A 14,576-nucleotide genomic window follows, 5' to 3' on the forward strand; every position below is an offset into this window, starting at 1 on the left:
ACTTCAATATAAATAAAAAGCCAGCACGTAGTTGGGAATAGACAATTTCTACCACAAAAATGTGTGCTGGCTTTCTTTCAATTCAATACCTTGTAAATAAGGTGCTAAGGCCTTAAAAACATACGCTTTACATGAATATTTGTTTCGCTGAATTTGACAGCTCTGTAAACTCGTCGCTGTGCAATACGCTAATATCGTCAACCACGTTCCGCTGCATGGCTAAATTGAGTACGGCATCTTTTTGATTATCCATCGCGCCAGATAGGGCTGCGCCCACGCGAACAAAGTCAATATAGTCTACGTTTTCAGGAATAAAGCTTAGGTCTTTCCAGTGCTGTGAAACGTTAACAAAGGTCTCGCCAAATCCCCATTCTTTCATAATGCTCGCGCCCACTCGACCGGATAGTTTGTCTATCGCTACATCGAGGAACGAGGGATTGGCAAAGACTTCTGGGTGGCGCTCGGCTTCAGTTAATACAGGAAGCACACCAATATTATGAACTAATGCGGCTAGCGTCATGGTATCCAGACTCATCTCACGCTTTTTCGTTCTCGAAATGTAGAGCTGCAGCACCGCCATTGAGTTTGCAACGATATCAACGGTACGCACCCATTCTTTTTGCAAATAGCGCGTGACGATGTCATTTTTTGACACAAACAGCTGTTCCATGGCCAACGCAGTAGAAATATTTTTAATTTGGCGCAGACCAATTCGCGTAACGGCTTGGCCAATCGACGTTACTTTTACGCTACGCCCCATGTATGCACTATTCGCAATTTTAATCATGCGGGCGCCTAGTGATGGGTCTTGGCCAATAACGTCGGCCATTGCATTGAGGTTTATATCAGGATCATCAGCCGCTTTTCTTACTTTTAACGCAATTGCTGGAAGCGTAGGCAGTACAAGCGTGTCATTATTTATTTTTTCAACAAGAATAGTTGAGAGCGCGTTCTGTGTAGACATAGTTCTACCCTTAGACTTTTTATGGCTTGTTCAAGCCAATCACTTACTAAAATATTAATATCGTTTATGCAGTAAAGCGCGATTCGCTAGCGGCATAATCGATAGTTGTGCGTTCGACTTTCATTTTCAATACAGCATCCCTTCATATTTTCAGCGGGACAGGCTTTTTATAATAGTATAACTTTAACCATACTATCGCAGTGTTTCGATTTCGACCAACTAAATATACAGGCGAACAAGCCACCTATTACAGTATAGATAATAGACGAGAAAATACTTTTGATTTCAAACAACAAAGTGAATAGTAGAAGCTATTTGCCTTTGATGTAAAATCAAATTAATACGATTAATAAAACTAACGACAGACGGTAAAACAACCAATGAAAAAAATAATAAGAACAGGTCTATCTCCTGTAGCAGCGGCACTTGCCGGTGTATTTATGTTAGGCGCATGCAGCCAACCCACAGATACTAAATCAGCAAACACAGCACTTGAAGACACGGCGGACACAGAGCAGACTCTGCTAGTGGATGAGTCAAGACTGACTATTTATCACCCAGTGGACCTTACCGCCAATTTAGACCATCTCAGCGATAATCAGCATAAGATGCTATCGCTTCTCATTGATGCATCAAAAATAATGGATGAGCTATTCTGGCAACAGGCATTTTTTGGCAGCAAAGCCTCATTTTTGAGTGGGATTAAAAGTGAAGAGGTACGTCACTTCGCTTCAATTAACTACGGTCCATGGGATCGTTTAAATGGCGATACCCCCTTTATCAGTGGCTTCGATGCGAAATTCGCTGGAGCACAGTTTTACCCCCATGACATGGAAAAGGCTGAATTTGCTACCGCAGAGTTTGCTGATAAGCAGGGGCTATACTCCATGGTTAAGCGTGATGAAGCGGGAAATTTGTATTCCGTGCCTTATTCAGAAGCGTTTAAAAGTGATTTGATGGAAGCCTCTGATCTTCTTCTTGAAGCGGCCGAGCTTGCTGAAGATGAGAGTTTTAAGGCGTACTTAACATTGCGAGCAGATGCACTGTTAACCGATGACTACCTTGCCTCTGATATGGCGTGGATGGACATGAAAACCAACCCTATTGAGTTAGTGATTGGCCCCATTGAATCCTATGAGGATCAGTTATTTGGCTACCGCGCCGCGTTTGAAGCTTATGTGCTGGTGAAAGACTTAGCATGGAGCGAAAAGCTTGCTAAATATGCAGCGTTTTTACCCGAGTTACAGCAAGGACTGCCAGTAGCAAAAGCTTATAAAGCCGAAGTGCCGGGGTCTGACGCCGACCTAAATGCTTATGATGTTATTTATTATGCAGGTCACTCTAATGCGGGCAGTAAAACCATCGCCATCAATCTACCCAATGATGAACGTGTACAGTTAGAGAAAGGGACTCGTCGACTACAGCTTAAAAATGCTATGCAGGCAAAATTCGACAATATCCTCGTGCCTATAGCAGATACACTTATTGTTCCTGAGCAGCGTCAGCATATTACCTTCGACGCCTTTTTTGCCAATACCATGTTCCATGAAGTGGCTCACGGTTTAGGCATTAAGAATACCCTTGATGGTTCAAGCACCGTTCGCCAGGCGTTGAAGGAACACGCATCCGCATTAGAGGAAGGCAAAGCCGATATTTTAGGTCTCTACATGGTGCAAAGTCTTCTTGAGAAAGGTGAGATTACAGAGGGTTCACTAGAGGATTACTATGTCACCTTTATGGCCGGCATATTCCGCTCGGTTCGCTTTGGTGCAAGCTCAGCGCACGGTAAAGCAAACATGATTAGGTTTAACTTTTTTGCACAGCAAGGTGCGTTTGAGAAAACTGAAGACGGACTGTATCGTGTCAACATGCGAAAAATGGGCGCAGCCGTGGAAGCGTTATCAGAGTTAATTCTTACCCTTCAAGGTGATGGTGACTATGATGGCGTTGGTGAACTTGTCGAGACAATGGGCGTTATTAAGCCGCAACTAAACTCTGACTTAGCCCGTTTAAGCGATGCTAACATCCCAGTGGATATACACTTTAACCAAGGTAAAAAAGTGCTGGGATTACCCGAGTGATCGCAGTTTGATTTTTAATTTTTGCTTTTATAAAAAACGCCGCGTTATTGCCAATAACGCGGCGTTTTTCATTATTTCACGGCTTTGTAGGCTGCTCGCTATTCAACGTGCTTTTTCATATCTTCTGTGTACGGAGGCCATCCTAACGGTTTCCCAGCCAGTACATGAAGGTGAATATGGTAAACCGTTTGGCCACCAAACTCGTTGCAGTTCATGACAGTTCGAAAGCCTTGCTCGGCAACCCCTAAATCGCTGGCCACCTTCGCCGCCACTACTGATAAATGACCAACCACTTCCCTGTCGTCAGCTGTAATATCGTTGATTGTGGCAATGGCCTTTTTTGGAATAACAAGAAAATGGACTGGAGCTTGGGGATTAATATCCTTAAACGCCAACGCCATGTCATCTTCGTAAAGAATGTCCGCGGGGATTTCTTTATTAATAATTTTGGTAAAAATAGTGTCCGACATCCTGTTGCTCCTTTTATTTACACTGTAATCTGACGCGCCTTAAAACGTTATGCCATTCTGGCGCACTGCTTTTTTACAAAGCGAGCTCTACAAAGCCAAGCTTGACATGTCTGCCTTTCAAATTTGGCTTTTTAATCTCGCTCTCTAGCTGTTTTTTCTATTCGGGCTTTTCTGTTCAAGCTAAGCTTTTCAACCACAGGTTAAGCAAAGACAAACCATAAAAGTATTGCACCAAGCGCGAGGCGGTATATCACAAAAGGAAGCATCCCTATGCGCGCAATCCAGCTTAAAAATAGGTAAATGCAAAGGTAAGCACTCACAAAAGAGAACATAGCGCCGTACATTAATGCTTGCCAGTCCACCGCCTCGTTGGCTTCAATCAAATCGTAGGTTGCCAATAAGCCTGCCCCCAGTATCACTGGAATAGACAATAGGAAAGAAAAACGGGCGCATGCTTCACGCTTTAAGCCAAGCATCAATCCTGCGGTCATGGTTATTCCCGAACGGGACGTACCGGGTATTAAAGCTAACACTTGCGCCAAGCCAATGAATATCGCTTGTTTCATGTTAAGTGTATCAAGCTCGTGCTTTCGCTTGGCGGTCGCATCGGCGTACCACAATACCAGGCCAAAAATAATAGTTGTTGCGGCAATAACCAGCGCCGTTCGGGCGTTGTCTTCAATCCAGCCCTTCATAAGAAAACCCACAATAACCGCAGGAATGGTCGCAATAATGACGTACCACGCCAGCTTACTGTCAGTGGACTGCTGTTTACTGAACCCTTGCGTACACCATGCGACCGTCATTTGCATAATTTCTTGGCGAAAATAAATCATTACGGCTAACAAGCTGCCCACATGAACCGCGACATCGAAGGCCAAACCTTGGCTTACCCAGCCAAAAAGCTCCGCCGGTAACAGTAAATGTCCCGAGCTACTAATAGGTAAAAACTCCGTTACCCCTTGGATAATAGCTAAAATTATAATTTCAAAAAGTGTCATTCCCTTGCTTAGCTCCAGGTAAAGTCAACAGGCCAAAGTCGCTGCTTCTGCTTATCGAAAGACGCCCACATGTGGGCATAGGTTTGTTGTGTTTCAGGATGAATACTATTGGGTACCAGCTCTGCCAGTGGCCATAATACAAAGGCATTGTGACAAATCTCTTCTCTTGGTAACACAACGGGTGAACGAGTCACGGTGTCATCATAGGTAAGAAGGTCTAAATCCAATGTACGAGCACAAAACTTTTTGTCGGTATGAACCCGCCCATTGTCCCGCTCAATGTTTTTCAAGGTTTCGCATACGTGTTCTATACTCAGTGAGGTATTTGCCTTAGCCACTAAATTATAAAATGGACTGCCGTTAAACCCTACCGCTTCACTTTCGTACACTGAAGACAGCGAAACGTCTTGAAAGTGCTTTTTTAACGCAATAATTGACTGTCGAGTGTAATGCTCACGCTCAATATTAGAGCCTACACTAATTAAAATGGTGTGTTGAGACATTAACTACGCTCTCGGCAAAGCTCGACTGCCACCGTTTGTGCATTGGGTAAAATATTCGGCTTTACAATTTTAACGGTGATAGCGGACACGGCAAAAGCGTCAAGTACCGATATCATTACGGCGTTGCCAAAGGCTTCTAATAGTTCAAACTCGCTACGCTGACCAACGTCAACAATACACTCTGCCACTTTTGCATAGTCAATGGTGTCGTTTACATCATCGCTTTGCATGGCTGCGTTTAGGTCTGCGGTTAGGGTTACGTCTAAAAGCAGCGCAGTTTGCTGTGTGCGCTCCCAATCGTAAACCCCAATTAACGTATTTACCGTTAATCCAGTTATATATATTTTACCCATGAATTCTTTCAACTTATGTGTTTACTGGTCTTACTACTGCGAATTGACTTACATAAATGCAGGCCAAAGGTGGTATATCGTATTTGGATGAAGTAGCGTTATGCTGATGCAAAGCTTACCGCAGTAAATGATGCACAACTATACCGCTGTATGGCAACACGGGGCAACTGAGGTTTTCATATTTAACGAAGACAAAAACGTTACATGAGACTGAGAAACCTTAGTTTGAACAATGAGGGTCGCGGCTAGCAGTTAAGCACCTAATAGCGTTTTAACAATTAAAACGTTAGGAAAATGAAACGCCAATGAGTGAAAAAATAAACTAATGATTTCCTTAACAATATTAATGATTGCCGTTGCGTATCTTTTTGGTTCGCTGTCGAGTGCGGTACTCATCAGCCGAGTATTTCTTCTTCCAGACCCAAGAACTGCAGGCTCTAAAAATCCAGGCGCTACGAATGTATACCGGCTCGGTGGACGTGTACCAGCCCTACTTGTATTGGTTATGGATATTTTAAAGGGAACCATCCCCGTTTATGGCAGTTACTTTTTAAATATTGAACCTGTGCTATTAGGGCTAATTGCAATAGCCGCATGCCTTGGTCACATTTTCCCACTGTACTTTGGTTTTAAAGGCGGAAAGGCGGTGGCGACCGCTTTTGGTGCCATGTTGCCAATAGGTCTAGACTTGGCAGGGCTTCTCATTGTGAGCTGGGTGCTTGTGGTCTTTATCACCGGCTATTCTTCATTGGGCGCGCTTGTTGCCGTAAGCCTAGCGCCCCTTTTTACTTGGCTGGTAAAACCGCTCTATACAATTCCAGTGGCCATGTTATCCATACTCATTATTATTAGGCATAAAGACAACATTGTACGGCTTTTAAGCGGCTCTGAGAGTAAAGTGTGGGATAAAGGGTCTATCAAAGAATGACTCGCCCCCAGTGTTAATGTTTCTGCACTAATGTTTCGATGTTAGTGTTCCAGTGCTTATGTTTCAAAGTGAATGCACTAGCCCTTGATTGAGTACGTCAAGTTTGCCATCTATGGGCGTGAACGGGGCTATACCCATTATTTTAGCAAGGGCAGGATAAACTTCTAAGTTACTGAACACCGGCAGCGTAACCCCTTCTTTGAACGCAGGGCCTGCAGCAATAAAAGTGGCGCCCATATCTGGCAGCGTATTGAGGTAGCCATGACCGCCTTTGCTGATATGACCTGTTGCATCATCAATAAAACGCGCTGGGGGTGCCACCTCTAACAGGATGTCTCCCGTTCTACTCCCCTTTTCAAATTGACGTATTTCTCGCTGAGCATCGCTAAGCACAACGAACTGTCCCTTATACCGCTCATTAGAAATAGCAGATAAACGGTTTGTCTCTTGCAATATCACTTCTTCACTCGCGTCTTTAGGGGCGTAAATATGAACTTGTGCGCCCTCGTTTTCTACCGAGAATGTATCTGGGATAGACAGTGCTGACACATCAATGACCTTATTGCTATCTACCGGAGTCATACCGTGGTCCGATACAATGACCACATTAACGTTTATATCTAATGCTTGAATTCGGTCATACAACTCACCCACGAGGGCATCCACTTGCACAACTGCATCTTTGGTTAAGGGCGAATAAGGCCCTTCGTCATGACCTACCGTATCGGTTAGCGAAAAGTAGCCAGTGACAAAGCGAGGTCGAGATACTTCAGGCAAACTTAACCACTGAACCATCTGGTCTATTCGCTGTTGATAGCTTGTATATTTTGAATAAGGAAAGTGATAGGTGGGAAGCGCGCCGCCAATTCGTGCATCAGACTCTGGCCAGAAAAAGGTTGCCGCTTTAAGCCCGTTTAGCTCGGCTAAATTCCACAGTGGCGTTGCCGTAATCCAGGTACTGTCTGTCTTTCCTTTGCCCATACTGTAGCGAGCATAGCCCTCTTTCATTGGTCTTGTTTTATCAAAAAAACGATTATTCACAATGCCATGATGTTTAGGTAATAACCCTGTAATCAACGACAGATGATTAGGAAACGTATTTGCTGGGTAAACCGGTGTCATGCTTGATGCGCGCACGCCCTCTTTGGCTATGCGAGCTAGATGAGACGCGCCGTGTAGCTCAACGTAATCGTGCCTAAAACCATCCAGTGAAATCAACACGACGTACTGAGTCTGCTGCGTGGTCTCTTCACTCGCACTTGCGGTCTGAGATAACACCAGTAACATCCATGCAGATAACACAGCGGTCATTAATTTAATCATGTTCTTATTCCTTATTGCGAACACATTAGGCGCACATCAAATAAAGATGACGCGTTCCCCGTCTTAGACGCGCGCCTGCACCTAATGCCTAAACCTAATACCCAAACCTAATACCTAAACGCTTGAGTCTATACCCAAAACCTAACACCCAAACAGCAGTATCTAAACTGCAGTGAGCGTGTCTAGCGGCCAGCGAGGCTTGGCCTGAGAGCTTAGTTCAAGGACTTCGTTTGCTTTTAATCTTTGCATTCCGGCATAGGCAATCATGGCTCCGTTGTCAGTGCAGTAAGCTAGGCTGGGGTAGAATACTTCGCCGTGTAGCTCATCCATCAATACCTTCATTTTTTGCCTCAGCATGTGATTAGCGCTGACACCACCGGCAATAACTAATCGTTTCATGCCCGTCTGTTTCAGCGCCCGCTTACATTTGATCATAAGCGTGTCCACCACAGCCTCTTGGAATGCAAATGCAATGTTAGCTTTAACTTGGTCGCTGCCATCAGATGCTCTAATTGTGTTTGCAGCAAAGGTTTTGAGGCCGCTGAAGCTAAAATCTAAACCTGGCTTGTCAGTCATAGGCCTTGGGAATTTATAATGACCGGGCTCACCCTTTTCCGCTAATTTGGCAAGCAATGGACCGCCTGGATAATCTAAACCGAGAAGTTTCGCGGTTTTATCAAACGCTTCACCTGCAGCGTCATCGACTGACTCCCCAAGTACTTCGTATTGACCGATGCCTTTTACATTCACCAACATTGAGTGGCCGCCAGAAACAAGCAACGCCACGAAAGGAAATGAAGGCGCATTGTCTTCTAACATCGGTGCTAACAAATGGCCTTCCATGTGATGCACACCAACCGCCGGTACATTCCACGCATAGGCGAGTGAACGCCCAACGGACGAGCCCACAAGTAACGCACCAATTAAGCCTGGCCCCTGAGTGAAGGCAACGCCGTCAATATCCTTTGATGTTGTATTTGCGTCAGTCAGCGCTTTTTCGATAAGGGGAATAATTTTGCGGACATGATCGCGAGAAGCCAACTCGGGAACGACTCCACCATAATCGGCGTGCAGCTTAACTTGGCTGTATAACTCATGAGATAATAAGCCCTGCTCGTCATCATATACTGCAATGCCGGTTTCGTCGCACGACGTCTCAATTCCTAAAATTCGCATTAAGCGCTCACCTTTTTACAACAAAAACCAATAATATTACTAGCGATCTGCGGCGATCATCTTTATGATCCGCCCGTGATTATCTTTCTAACCCGAAATTCAGAACCCAGATACGCTCTAAAAAGGCAGCGTTAGGGGGATGAAACTGGGTAGCTTATGTTTCTTAGGCGCAGAGTTTACCTGTAAACCTGCATTCATGGAATGCTAGCAAAGGAGTAAATGCACGATATTGGCTATTTTTTAGCAATTCATCCTTTACTTTCTCTGCAGAAATGATTAGAATTTCGCACCATTTTTAACCCGGGTGGCCTTTTTAGCGCACAATTTTACCCGGATATACACAGTAAAGTTTTGAGGTGAGTGTTTAAATGCCTATCGTTAAAGTTAGAGAAAACGAGCCGTTTGATGTGGCGCTGCGTCGTTTTAAGCGTTCTTGTGAAAAAGCAGGTGTTCTATCTGAAGTTCGTCGTCGTGAATTCTTCGAAAAACCTACGTGGGAACGCAAGCGCAAGAAAGCTGCCGCTAAAAAGCGTCATCTTAAGAAGCTAGCTCGTGAAAACGCACGTCGCGTAAAACTCTACTAAACTAGGGTTTAATTACGAGTACGAAAGGTGTTGCTATTGCAGCACCTTTCGCGTTTCTGAAGTATCAAAAAGATCCTTATTTGGATCTTTTTTTGTATCTGTTTGCTTTTAATATGAGGCCAAAGTACCAAGCTAAGTATAAAGAGTAGTCCTAAACCCTAGTATAAAAAGTAATGCTAAGCCTTAGTATAAAGAACCGTGCTAAGCCGCAGTGCAAAGAGCAGTACGCAGCAGCTGGCGCATATCAATTAGCCTTTTCTGATAACCAATCCGTTTTACAATCGCGCTATAATTAAACTCGTTATCGAACCATCTACATTGAACTCTATTTTTCATCCTTTTTATTTAGCGCTTATATTTCGTCCACCCATTTTTTAGACTTCTCATTGGGCCCTTTCGCTTATAAAGCTTCCATTTATCTTTCTATTGATTATCCTATTGCCCATAACGTTATATCCAACAACGACTCGCTAACAAAGGATACGGAAACTATCATGGCATTAATCGATGATTTAAAATCTGCCCAAAAAGATGCAATGCGCGCGAAAGAGAAGCTGCGTTTAGGCACTATTCGAATGGCCCTTGCGGCAATTAAGCAAAAAGAAATAGACGAGCAAATCACGCTCGATGACCCTGCTGTACTTGCGGTACTCACGAAAATGGTGAAGCAACGCCAAGACGCCGCGGCTCAGTTTGATGCAGCAGACAGAGACGACCTTGCAAGCAAGGAACGGGAAGAAATCACCTATATTGAACACTTCTTGCCTCAGCCACTTACTGATGAAGAACTCAATGGGTTAATTGATGACACCATGGCCTCAACGGGTGCATCGGGTATGCAAGATATGGGGAAAGTAATGGGCGCATTAAAACCAAAGGTACAAGGTCGCACCGATATGGGCGCACTTAGTGCAAAAATTAAAGCCCGTTTAAACGCCTAAGAATGTAAGCGCAATAGTCACCGATTCGAAAACCATTAGTAGAGAGTGCTGACTATTACCAATTACCGCAACCAACAAACTTGGGTGCGGTAATACATTCTCATTTTTCGCTATCCCTGTTAAAGTAACCACCGTTTTATTTATACGAATCCCTCATGGCTGGAAAAATACCCCGCGACTTTATTGATGATCTTCTTTCACGTACCGATGTGGTAGAAGTGGTCGATAGCCGAGTAAAATTAAAAAAAGCAGGCAAAAACTATCAAGCTTGCTGTCCTTTTCACAACGAAAAGTCGCCCTCTTTTACTGTCAGCCAAGATAAGCAGTTTTATCACTGTTTTGGTTGTGGAGCCCACGGCAACGCCATCTCTTTTATCATGGAATTCGACCGCCTAGAGTTTGTTGAAGCCATTGAAGACCTCGCTAGATATCACGGGCTAGAAGTACCACGAGAAAAGGGCAGCCGCCCTGCCATGAGTGAGGAAAAGAAGCAGCAGCTGCAAGACGACTACACGTTAATGGAGCAGGTGACACGCTTTTTCCAACACCAGCTTCGCCAAAACGGAAACAGTAAAAAGGCAATCGATTATCTTAAAAATCGCGGTTTGAGTGGCGACATTGTCAAGCAGTGGGAAATTGGATATGCGCCTGATGGCTGGAGCGCATTGCTGGATACATTTGGAAAAAGTCCTCAACAAATAAAGCAGCTTATTGATTTGAGATTGGTTAATAAAAATGACCAGGGCCGTACCTACGATTTTTTTCGCGACCGCATTATGTTTCCTATTCGAGACAAACGAGGGCGTGTGGTTGGCTTTGGCGGACGAGTATTAGAAGACGGTGGTCCCAAATACCTTAACTCGCCAGAGACCCGTATTTTCCATAAGGGCAACGAGCTATTTGGCTTTTATTCTGCGCGCCAGCAAAACCGGCAGCTAGACACAGTTGTAGTCGTAGAAGGCTACATGGACGTCGTGGCGTTAAGCCAGTTCGATATTAATATTGCCACCGCAGCCCTAGGCACAGCCACGACCTTAGAGCATATCCAAATGCTGGTTCGCGCAACATCGCACATTGTGTGCTGTTACGATGGTGACCGTGCAGGTCGCGAAGCGGCCTGGAGAGCGCTAGAAAACGCGCTACCCGCATTAAAAGACGGCGTGCGATTATCGTTTCTATTTCTACCCGATGGTGAAGATCCAGATACCATGGTACGCCAGGTGGGCAAAGATACCTTCTTAGGCATGCTTAACGAAGCTATGCCGCTATCGCGTTTCTTTTTTGAGAACCTACTTAAGAGTCATAATGTGGGCACACCTGAAGGAAAAATAGCCCTTAAGAAAGCCGCAATGCCTCTTATTGAGTCAACGTTAGGCGCTGATCAGAAAAATATGTTGCTTGAAGAGCTAGCTAAGCACACCGGAGAATTTGACCGATTCAAGCTTCAGCAAGACATCTCAAAAGCAAACCAAGGCAGCAAAAAAGCCTACTCCCCAAATCTAACTCAGGTAAACAAACCCAAGTTATCACCCCTTCGTATGCTTATTCGCTTACTCTTAGACTCACCAAAACTGGCCGCGACTTGTGACGATGTGCAAATTGGCATTTTTACCGGTAGCGCAGCGGCGGGCATGGATTTGCTGCGCGATGTACACGCATTTTGTTTGGCTAACCCAGAGGCTAAAACCAGTCAGCTTGTTGAAAACTTCCGCGACCATCCCCATTCTTCTACTATCGCAAAACTATTGTTGCAAGAGCACTTAGTTAAAGATGAAGACGCAGAACGGGTCTATAACGATAGTTTTACGCGTTTACTTGATGCTCACCTTGAAAGCCGAATAGAGACATTACTATCGCGCTCTCGAGTGCAATCACTAAGTAGAGCAGAGAAAGAAGAATTAACGCTGTTAATGAAAGAACGGCAAAATAGTTAGGGCGTATTGAACTTCGCTGCAAAAATGCACAGCGAAAATCAGCATACCCTGTAAATTTCAATTGCAAATGATTGCTGTTTAAAAAATCAGCCAGTAATCTGGTAAAATCACTGATTTTTCTGTTATACTGACTAATTCGCTGTGTTCAATCGCAATACATACAGAGCAATTACTGCCTGGCTGCTATGTGAACGAAAAAACAGCAATGTGAGTAAACAATATATAGCCGATAACACGGGCAAAACCAAACTCGGGCGGATGCGCATCGCACACATAAGCGTCGCATTGGGCACAAACGGCATTGATACGAACATCAGTACTCCAGCAGATAAGATGGAACATACGCCAGCGTATGGTGTCTTGTCTATTGCAAACTAATTGAATGTGAGAAGTGTAGGTTATATGGCGCAAAGCAAGCAGTCTCAGATTAAGCTCCTGATTGCAAAAGGTAAAGAGCAAGGTTACTTAACCTTTGCAGAAGTTAACGACCACCTGCCGCAAGATATTGTCGATTCTGATCAAATAGAAGACATTATCCGCATGATCAACGACATGGGAATTCAAGTTTCTGAATCAGCACCTGATGCAGATGAACTTCTCATGCAAGAAGCAAATGCAGACGAAGATGCAGCAGAGGCTGCAGCGCAAGCACTTGCAACTGTAGAAAGTGAAATTGGCCGTACTACAGACCCTGTCCGCATGTATATGCGTGAAATGGGAACCGTAGAGCTTTTAACACGCGAAGGCGAGATTGAAATAGCCAAGCGTATTGAAGATGGCATAAACCAAGTTCAGTGTTCTGTAGCAGAATACCCAGAAGCAATTACTTATTTGCTTGATCAATGGGACTTATATGAAGCCGAAGAAATTCGCCTAAGCGATATTATTTCTGGCTTTGTTGACCCTGATGACGATCAAGATCTTGCTCCAACGGCAACGCACATCGGTTCTGACCTTTCAGAAGAAGAGTTAAAAGATGAAGACGATGACAGCGATGACGAGGACGAGGAAGAAGAAGACACTGGCGTAGACCCTGAACTTGCGAGAGCGCGTTTCGACGAACTTCGTACTCAATACATCAAAACGCGTGATGTCATTGAGAAGAAAGGTCGTTCGCACGCAGAAGCACGCAAGCAGATCAACGCATTAAGCGACATTTTTAAAGAATTCAGACTTGTTCCTAAGCAGTTCGATCGCATGGTGAAAAACATGCGTCATATGATGGACAAAGTTCGTATTCAGGAACGTCTTGTCATGAAGTTTTGCGTAGTTAACGCAAAAATGCCAAAGAAAGACTTCATTAAAGCGTTCGCAGGAAATGAAACATCAACAGCGTGGCTTTTTGCTGCAGTGAAATCTGGCGCTCCTTATGCCGACGAACTTGCTGTACATCAAGAAGAAGTAGAGCGCTGTATTAGCAAGATGAATCAAGTTGAGCAAGAAACTGGCTTGGTTATCGCAGACATAAAAGACATCAATCGTCGTATGTCTATCGGTGAAGCGAAAGCCCGCCGTGCGAAAAAAGAGATGGTTGAAGCTAACCTTCGTCTTGTTATCTCAATTGCTAAGAAATATACCAACCGCGGACTTCAGTTCCTCGACCTTATTCAAGAAGGTAACATTGGTCTTATGAAGGCAGTTGATAAATTTGAATACCGTCGTGGTTACAAGTTTTCAACGTATGCAACGTGGTGGATTCGCCAGGCTATTACGCGTTCAATCGCCGACCAAGCCAGAACAATCCGTATTCCTGTGCACATGATTGAAACTATCAACAAGCTAAACCGTATCTCTCGCCAAATGCTTCAAGAGATGGGCAGAGAGCCAACGCCAGAGGAATTATCTGAACGCATGCTAATGCCGGAAGATAAAATCCGTAAAGTGCTTAAGATTGCAAAAGAGCCGATCTCTATGGAGACGCCAATTGGTGATGATGAAGATTCACATCTTGGCGACTTTATTGAAGACAGCACCATTGTGCAGCCTTTAGACTCGGCGACGGGCGGAAGCTTGAAAGGTGCTACGCAGGAAGTACTTGCTGGTCTTACAGCCCGCGAAGCTAAAGTTCTACGTATGCGTTTTGGTATTGATATGAATACTGACCATACACTAGAAGAAGTGGGCAAACAGTTTGACGTAACTCGTGAGCGTATTCGTCAGATTGAGGCTAAAGCGTTGCGTAAGCTTCGCCACCCTAGCCGCTCTGAGCAGCTTCGCAGCTTTTTAGACGAATAGCATCCTAGCGGTAGCTTCACAGGCGAAGCTACCGCTAGGCATTAGTTTGAGGTGAGTTTGAAATTAAAGACTACATCAATCTA

Annotated in this window: 14 protein-coding genes; 7 read left to right on the forward strand and 7 right to left on the reverse strand. The window is 44.5% G+C overall.

Annotation, left to right across the window (positions count from 1 at the left end; all coding sequences use genetic code 11):
- Nucleotides 1-127: 127 nt before the first annotated feature.
- A complete protein-coding gene (locus AC27HD_RS06920) occupies nucleotides 128-964 on the reverse strand; it encodes an HDOD domain-containing protein (RefSeq protein ID WP_032095729.1) in 837 nt (278 codons plus the stop codon).
- 380 nt (nucleotides 965-1,344) lie between these two features.
- Between AC27HD_RS06920 and AC27HD_RS06925 the strand changes: the two genes are divergently transcribed.
- Nucleotides 1,345-3,045, forward strand: a complete 1,701-nt coding sequence (locus AC27HD_RS06925) for a dipeptidyl-peptidase 3 family protein (protein ID WP_032095728.1) — start codon at nucleotides 1,345-1,347, stop codon at nucleotides 3,043-3,045.
- A 98-nt stretch (nucleotides 3,046-3,143) separates the two neighbouring features.
- Here AC27HD_RS06925 and AC27HD_RS06930 read toward each other — a convergent pair whose 3' ends face one another.
- The 4 genes from AC27HD_RS06930 to folB form a co-directional block, all read right to left on the reverse strand.
- Nucleotides 3,144-3,515 (reverse strand): histidine triad nucleotide-binding protein, encoded by a 372-nt coding sequence (locus AC27HD_RS06930; RefSeq protein ID WP_032095727.1) that lies wholly within the window; start codon nucleotides 3,513-3,515, stop codon nucleotides 3,144-3,146.
- Nucleotides 3,516-3,715: 200 nt separating this feature from the next.
- A complete protein-coding gene (locus tag AC27HD_RS06935; protein WP_032095726.1) occupies nucleotides 3,716-4,516 on the reverse strand; it encodes an undecaprenyl-diphosphate phosphatase in 801 nt (266 codons plus the stop codon).
- A gap of 8 nt (nucleotides 4,517-4,524) precedes the next feature.
- Nucleotides 4,525-5,019: a 2-amino-4-hydroxy-6-hydroxymethyldihydropteridine diphosphokinase gene (folK, locus tag AC27HD_RS06940; protein ID WP_163107464.1), complete on the reverse strand. Its 495-nt coding sequence runs from the start codon at nucleotides 5,017-5,019 to the stop codon at nucleotides 4,525-4,527.
- The gene (gene folB / locus AC27HD_RS06945; protein ID WP_032095724.1) at nucleotides 5,019-5,372 is read right to left on the reverse strand and encodes a dihydroneopterin aldolase; all 354 of its coding nucleotides are present in this window, start codon (nucleotides 5,370-5,372) and stop codon (nucleotides 5,019-5,021) included. Before folB ends, folK begins: the two co-directional genes overlap by 1 nt.
- A gap of 325 nt (nucleotides 5,373-5,697) precedes the next feature.
- On the opposite strand from folB, the gene plsY reads away from it, so the two are divergent.
- Nucleotides 5,698-6,300: a glycerol-3-phosphate 1-O-acyltransferase PlsY gene (gene plsY, locus AC27HD_RS06950; RefSeq protein WP_487104613.1), complete on the forward strand. Its 603-nt coding sequence runs from the start codon at nucleotides 5,698-5,700 to the stop codon at nucleotides 6,298-6,300.
- A 63-nt stretch (nucleotides 6,301-6,363) separates the two neighbouring features.
- Here plsY and AC27HD_RS06955 read toward each other — a convergent pair whose 3' ends face one another.
- Together AC27HD_RS06955 and tsaD are read right to left on the reverse strand one after the other, a co-directional pair.
- On the reverse strand, nucleotides 6,364-7,623 hold the full coding sequence (locus AC27HD_RS06955; protein WP_487104615.1) for an alkaline phosphatase family protein: 1,260 nt from the start codon (nucleotides 7,621-7,623) through the stop codon (nucleotides 6,364-6,366).
- Between the two features lie 162 nt (nucleotides 7,624-7,785).
- Nucleotides 7,786-8,799: a tRNA (adenosine(37)-N6)-threonylcarbamoyltransferase complex transferase subunit TsaD gene (gene tsaD / locus AC27HD_RS06960; protein WP_032095721.1), complete on the reverse strand. Its 1,014-nt coding sequence runs from the start codon at nucleotides 8,797-8,799 to the stop codon at nucleotides 7,786-7,788.
- Between the two features lie 368 nt (nucleotides 8,800-9,167).
- Here tsaD and rpsU point away from each other — a divergent pair, with 368 nt between their 5' ends.
- From rpsU to rpoD, 5 genes are all read left to right on the forward strand, one after another.
- Entirely contained in the window at nucleotides 9,168-9,383 is a 216-nt protein-coding gene (rpsU, locus tag AC27HD_RS06965) for a 30S ribosomal protein S21 (RefSeq protein ID WP_012517258.1), read from the forward strand.
- Between the two features lie 494 nt (nucleotides 9,384-9,877).
- Nucleotides 9,878-10,324, forward strand: a complete 447-nt coding sequence (locus AC27HD_RS06970) for a GatB/YqeY domain-containing protein (RefSeq protein ID WP_032095720.1) — start codon at nucleotides 9,878-9,880, stop codon at nucleotides 10,322-10,324.
- Nucleotides 10,325-10,479: 155 nt separating this feature from the next.
- On the forward strand, nucleotides 10,480-12,258 hold the full coding sequence (gene dnaG, locus AC27HD_RS06975) for a DNA primase (RefSeq protein ID WP_032095719.1): 1,779 nt from the start codon (nucleotides 10,480-10,482) through the stop codon (nucleotides 12,256-12,258).
- Between the two features lie 207 nt (nucleotides 12,259-12,465).
- Nucleotides 12,466-12,636: a hypothetical protein gene (locus tag AC27HD_RS06980; protein WP_160173352.1), complete on the forward strand. Its 171-nt coding sequence runs from the start codon at nucleotides 12,466-12,468 to the stop codon at nucleotides 12,634-12,636.
- Between the two features lie 24 nt (nucleotides 12,637-12,660).
- Entirely contained in the window at nucleotides 12,661-14,493 is a 1,833-nt protein-coding gene (rpoD, locus tag AC27HD_RS06985) for an RNA polymerase sigma factor RpoD (protein ID WP_163107472.1), read from the forward strand.
- Nucleotides 14,494-14,576 lie beyond the last annotated feature (83 nt).

The sequence above is a fragment of the Alteromonas sp. 4NS20-0143 genome (assembly GCF_057542855.1).

Bases quoted from the DNA above. Each gene is read 5' to 3' on its own strand.
- AC27HD_RS06920 (WP_032095729.1), bottom strand. From the start codon at position 964: ATGTCTACACAGAACGCGCTCTCAACTATTCTTGTTGAAAAAATAAAT.
- AC27HD_RS06925 (WP_032095728.1), top strand. From the start codon at position 1,345: ATGAAAAAAATAATAAGAACAGGTCTATCTCCTGTAGCAGCGGCACTT.
- AC27HD_RS06930 (WP_032095727.1), bottom strand. From the start codon at position 3,515: ATGTCGGACACTATTTTTACCAAAATTATTAATAAAGAAATCCCCGCG.
- AC27HD_RS06935 (WP_032095726.1), bottom strand. From the start codon at position 4,516: ATGACACTTTTTGAAATTATAATTTTAGCTATTATCCAAGGGGTAACG.
- folK (WP_163107464.1), bottom strand. From the start codon at position 5,019: ATGTCTCAACACACCATTTTAATTAGTGTAGGCTCTAATATTGAGCGT.
- folB (WP_032095724.1), bottom strand. From the start codon at position 5,372: ATGGGTAAAATATATATAACTGGATTAACGGTAAATACGTTAATTGGG.
- plsY (WP_487104613.1), top strand. From the start codon at position 5,698: ATGATTTCCTTAACAATATTAATGATTGCCGTTGCGTATCTTTTTGGT.
- AC27HD_RS06955 (WP_487104615.1), bottom strand. From the start codon at position 7,623: ATGATTAAATTAATGACCGCTGTGTTATCTGCATGGATGTTACTGGTG.
- tsaD (WP_032095721.1), bottom strand. From the start codon at position 8,799: ATGCGAATTTTAGGAATTGAGACGTCGTGCGACGAAACCGGCATTGCA.
- rpsU (WP_012517258.1), top strand. From the start codon at position 9,168: ATGCCTATCGTTAAAGTTAGAGAAAACGAGCCGTTTGATGTGGCGCTG.
- AC27HD_RS06970 (WP_032095720.1), top strand. From the start codon at position 9,878: ATGGCATTAATCGATGATTTAAAATCTGCCCAAAAAGATGCAATGCGC.
- dnaG (WP_032095719.1), top strand. From the start codon at position 10,480: ATGGCTGGAAAAATACCCCGCGACTTTATTGATGATCTTCTTTCACGT.
- rpoD (WP_163107472.1), top strand. From the start codon at position 12,661: ATGGCGCAAAGCAAGCAGTCTCAGATTAAGCTCCTGATTGCAAAAGGT.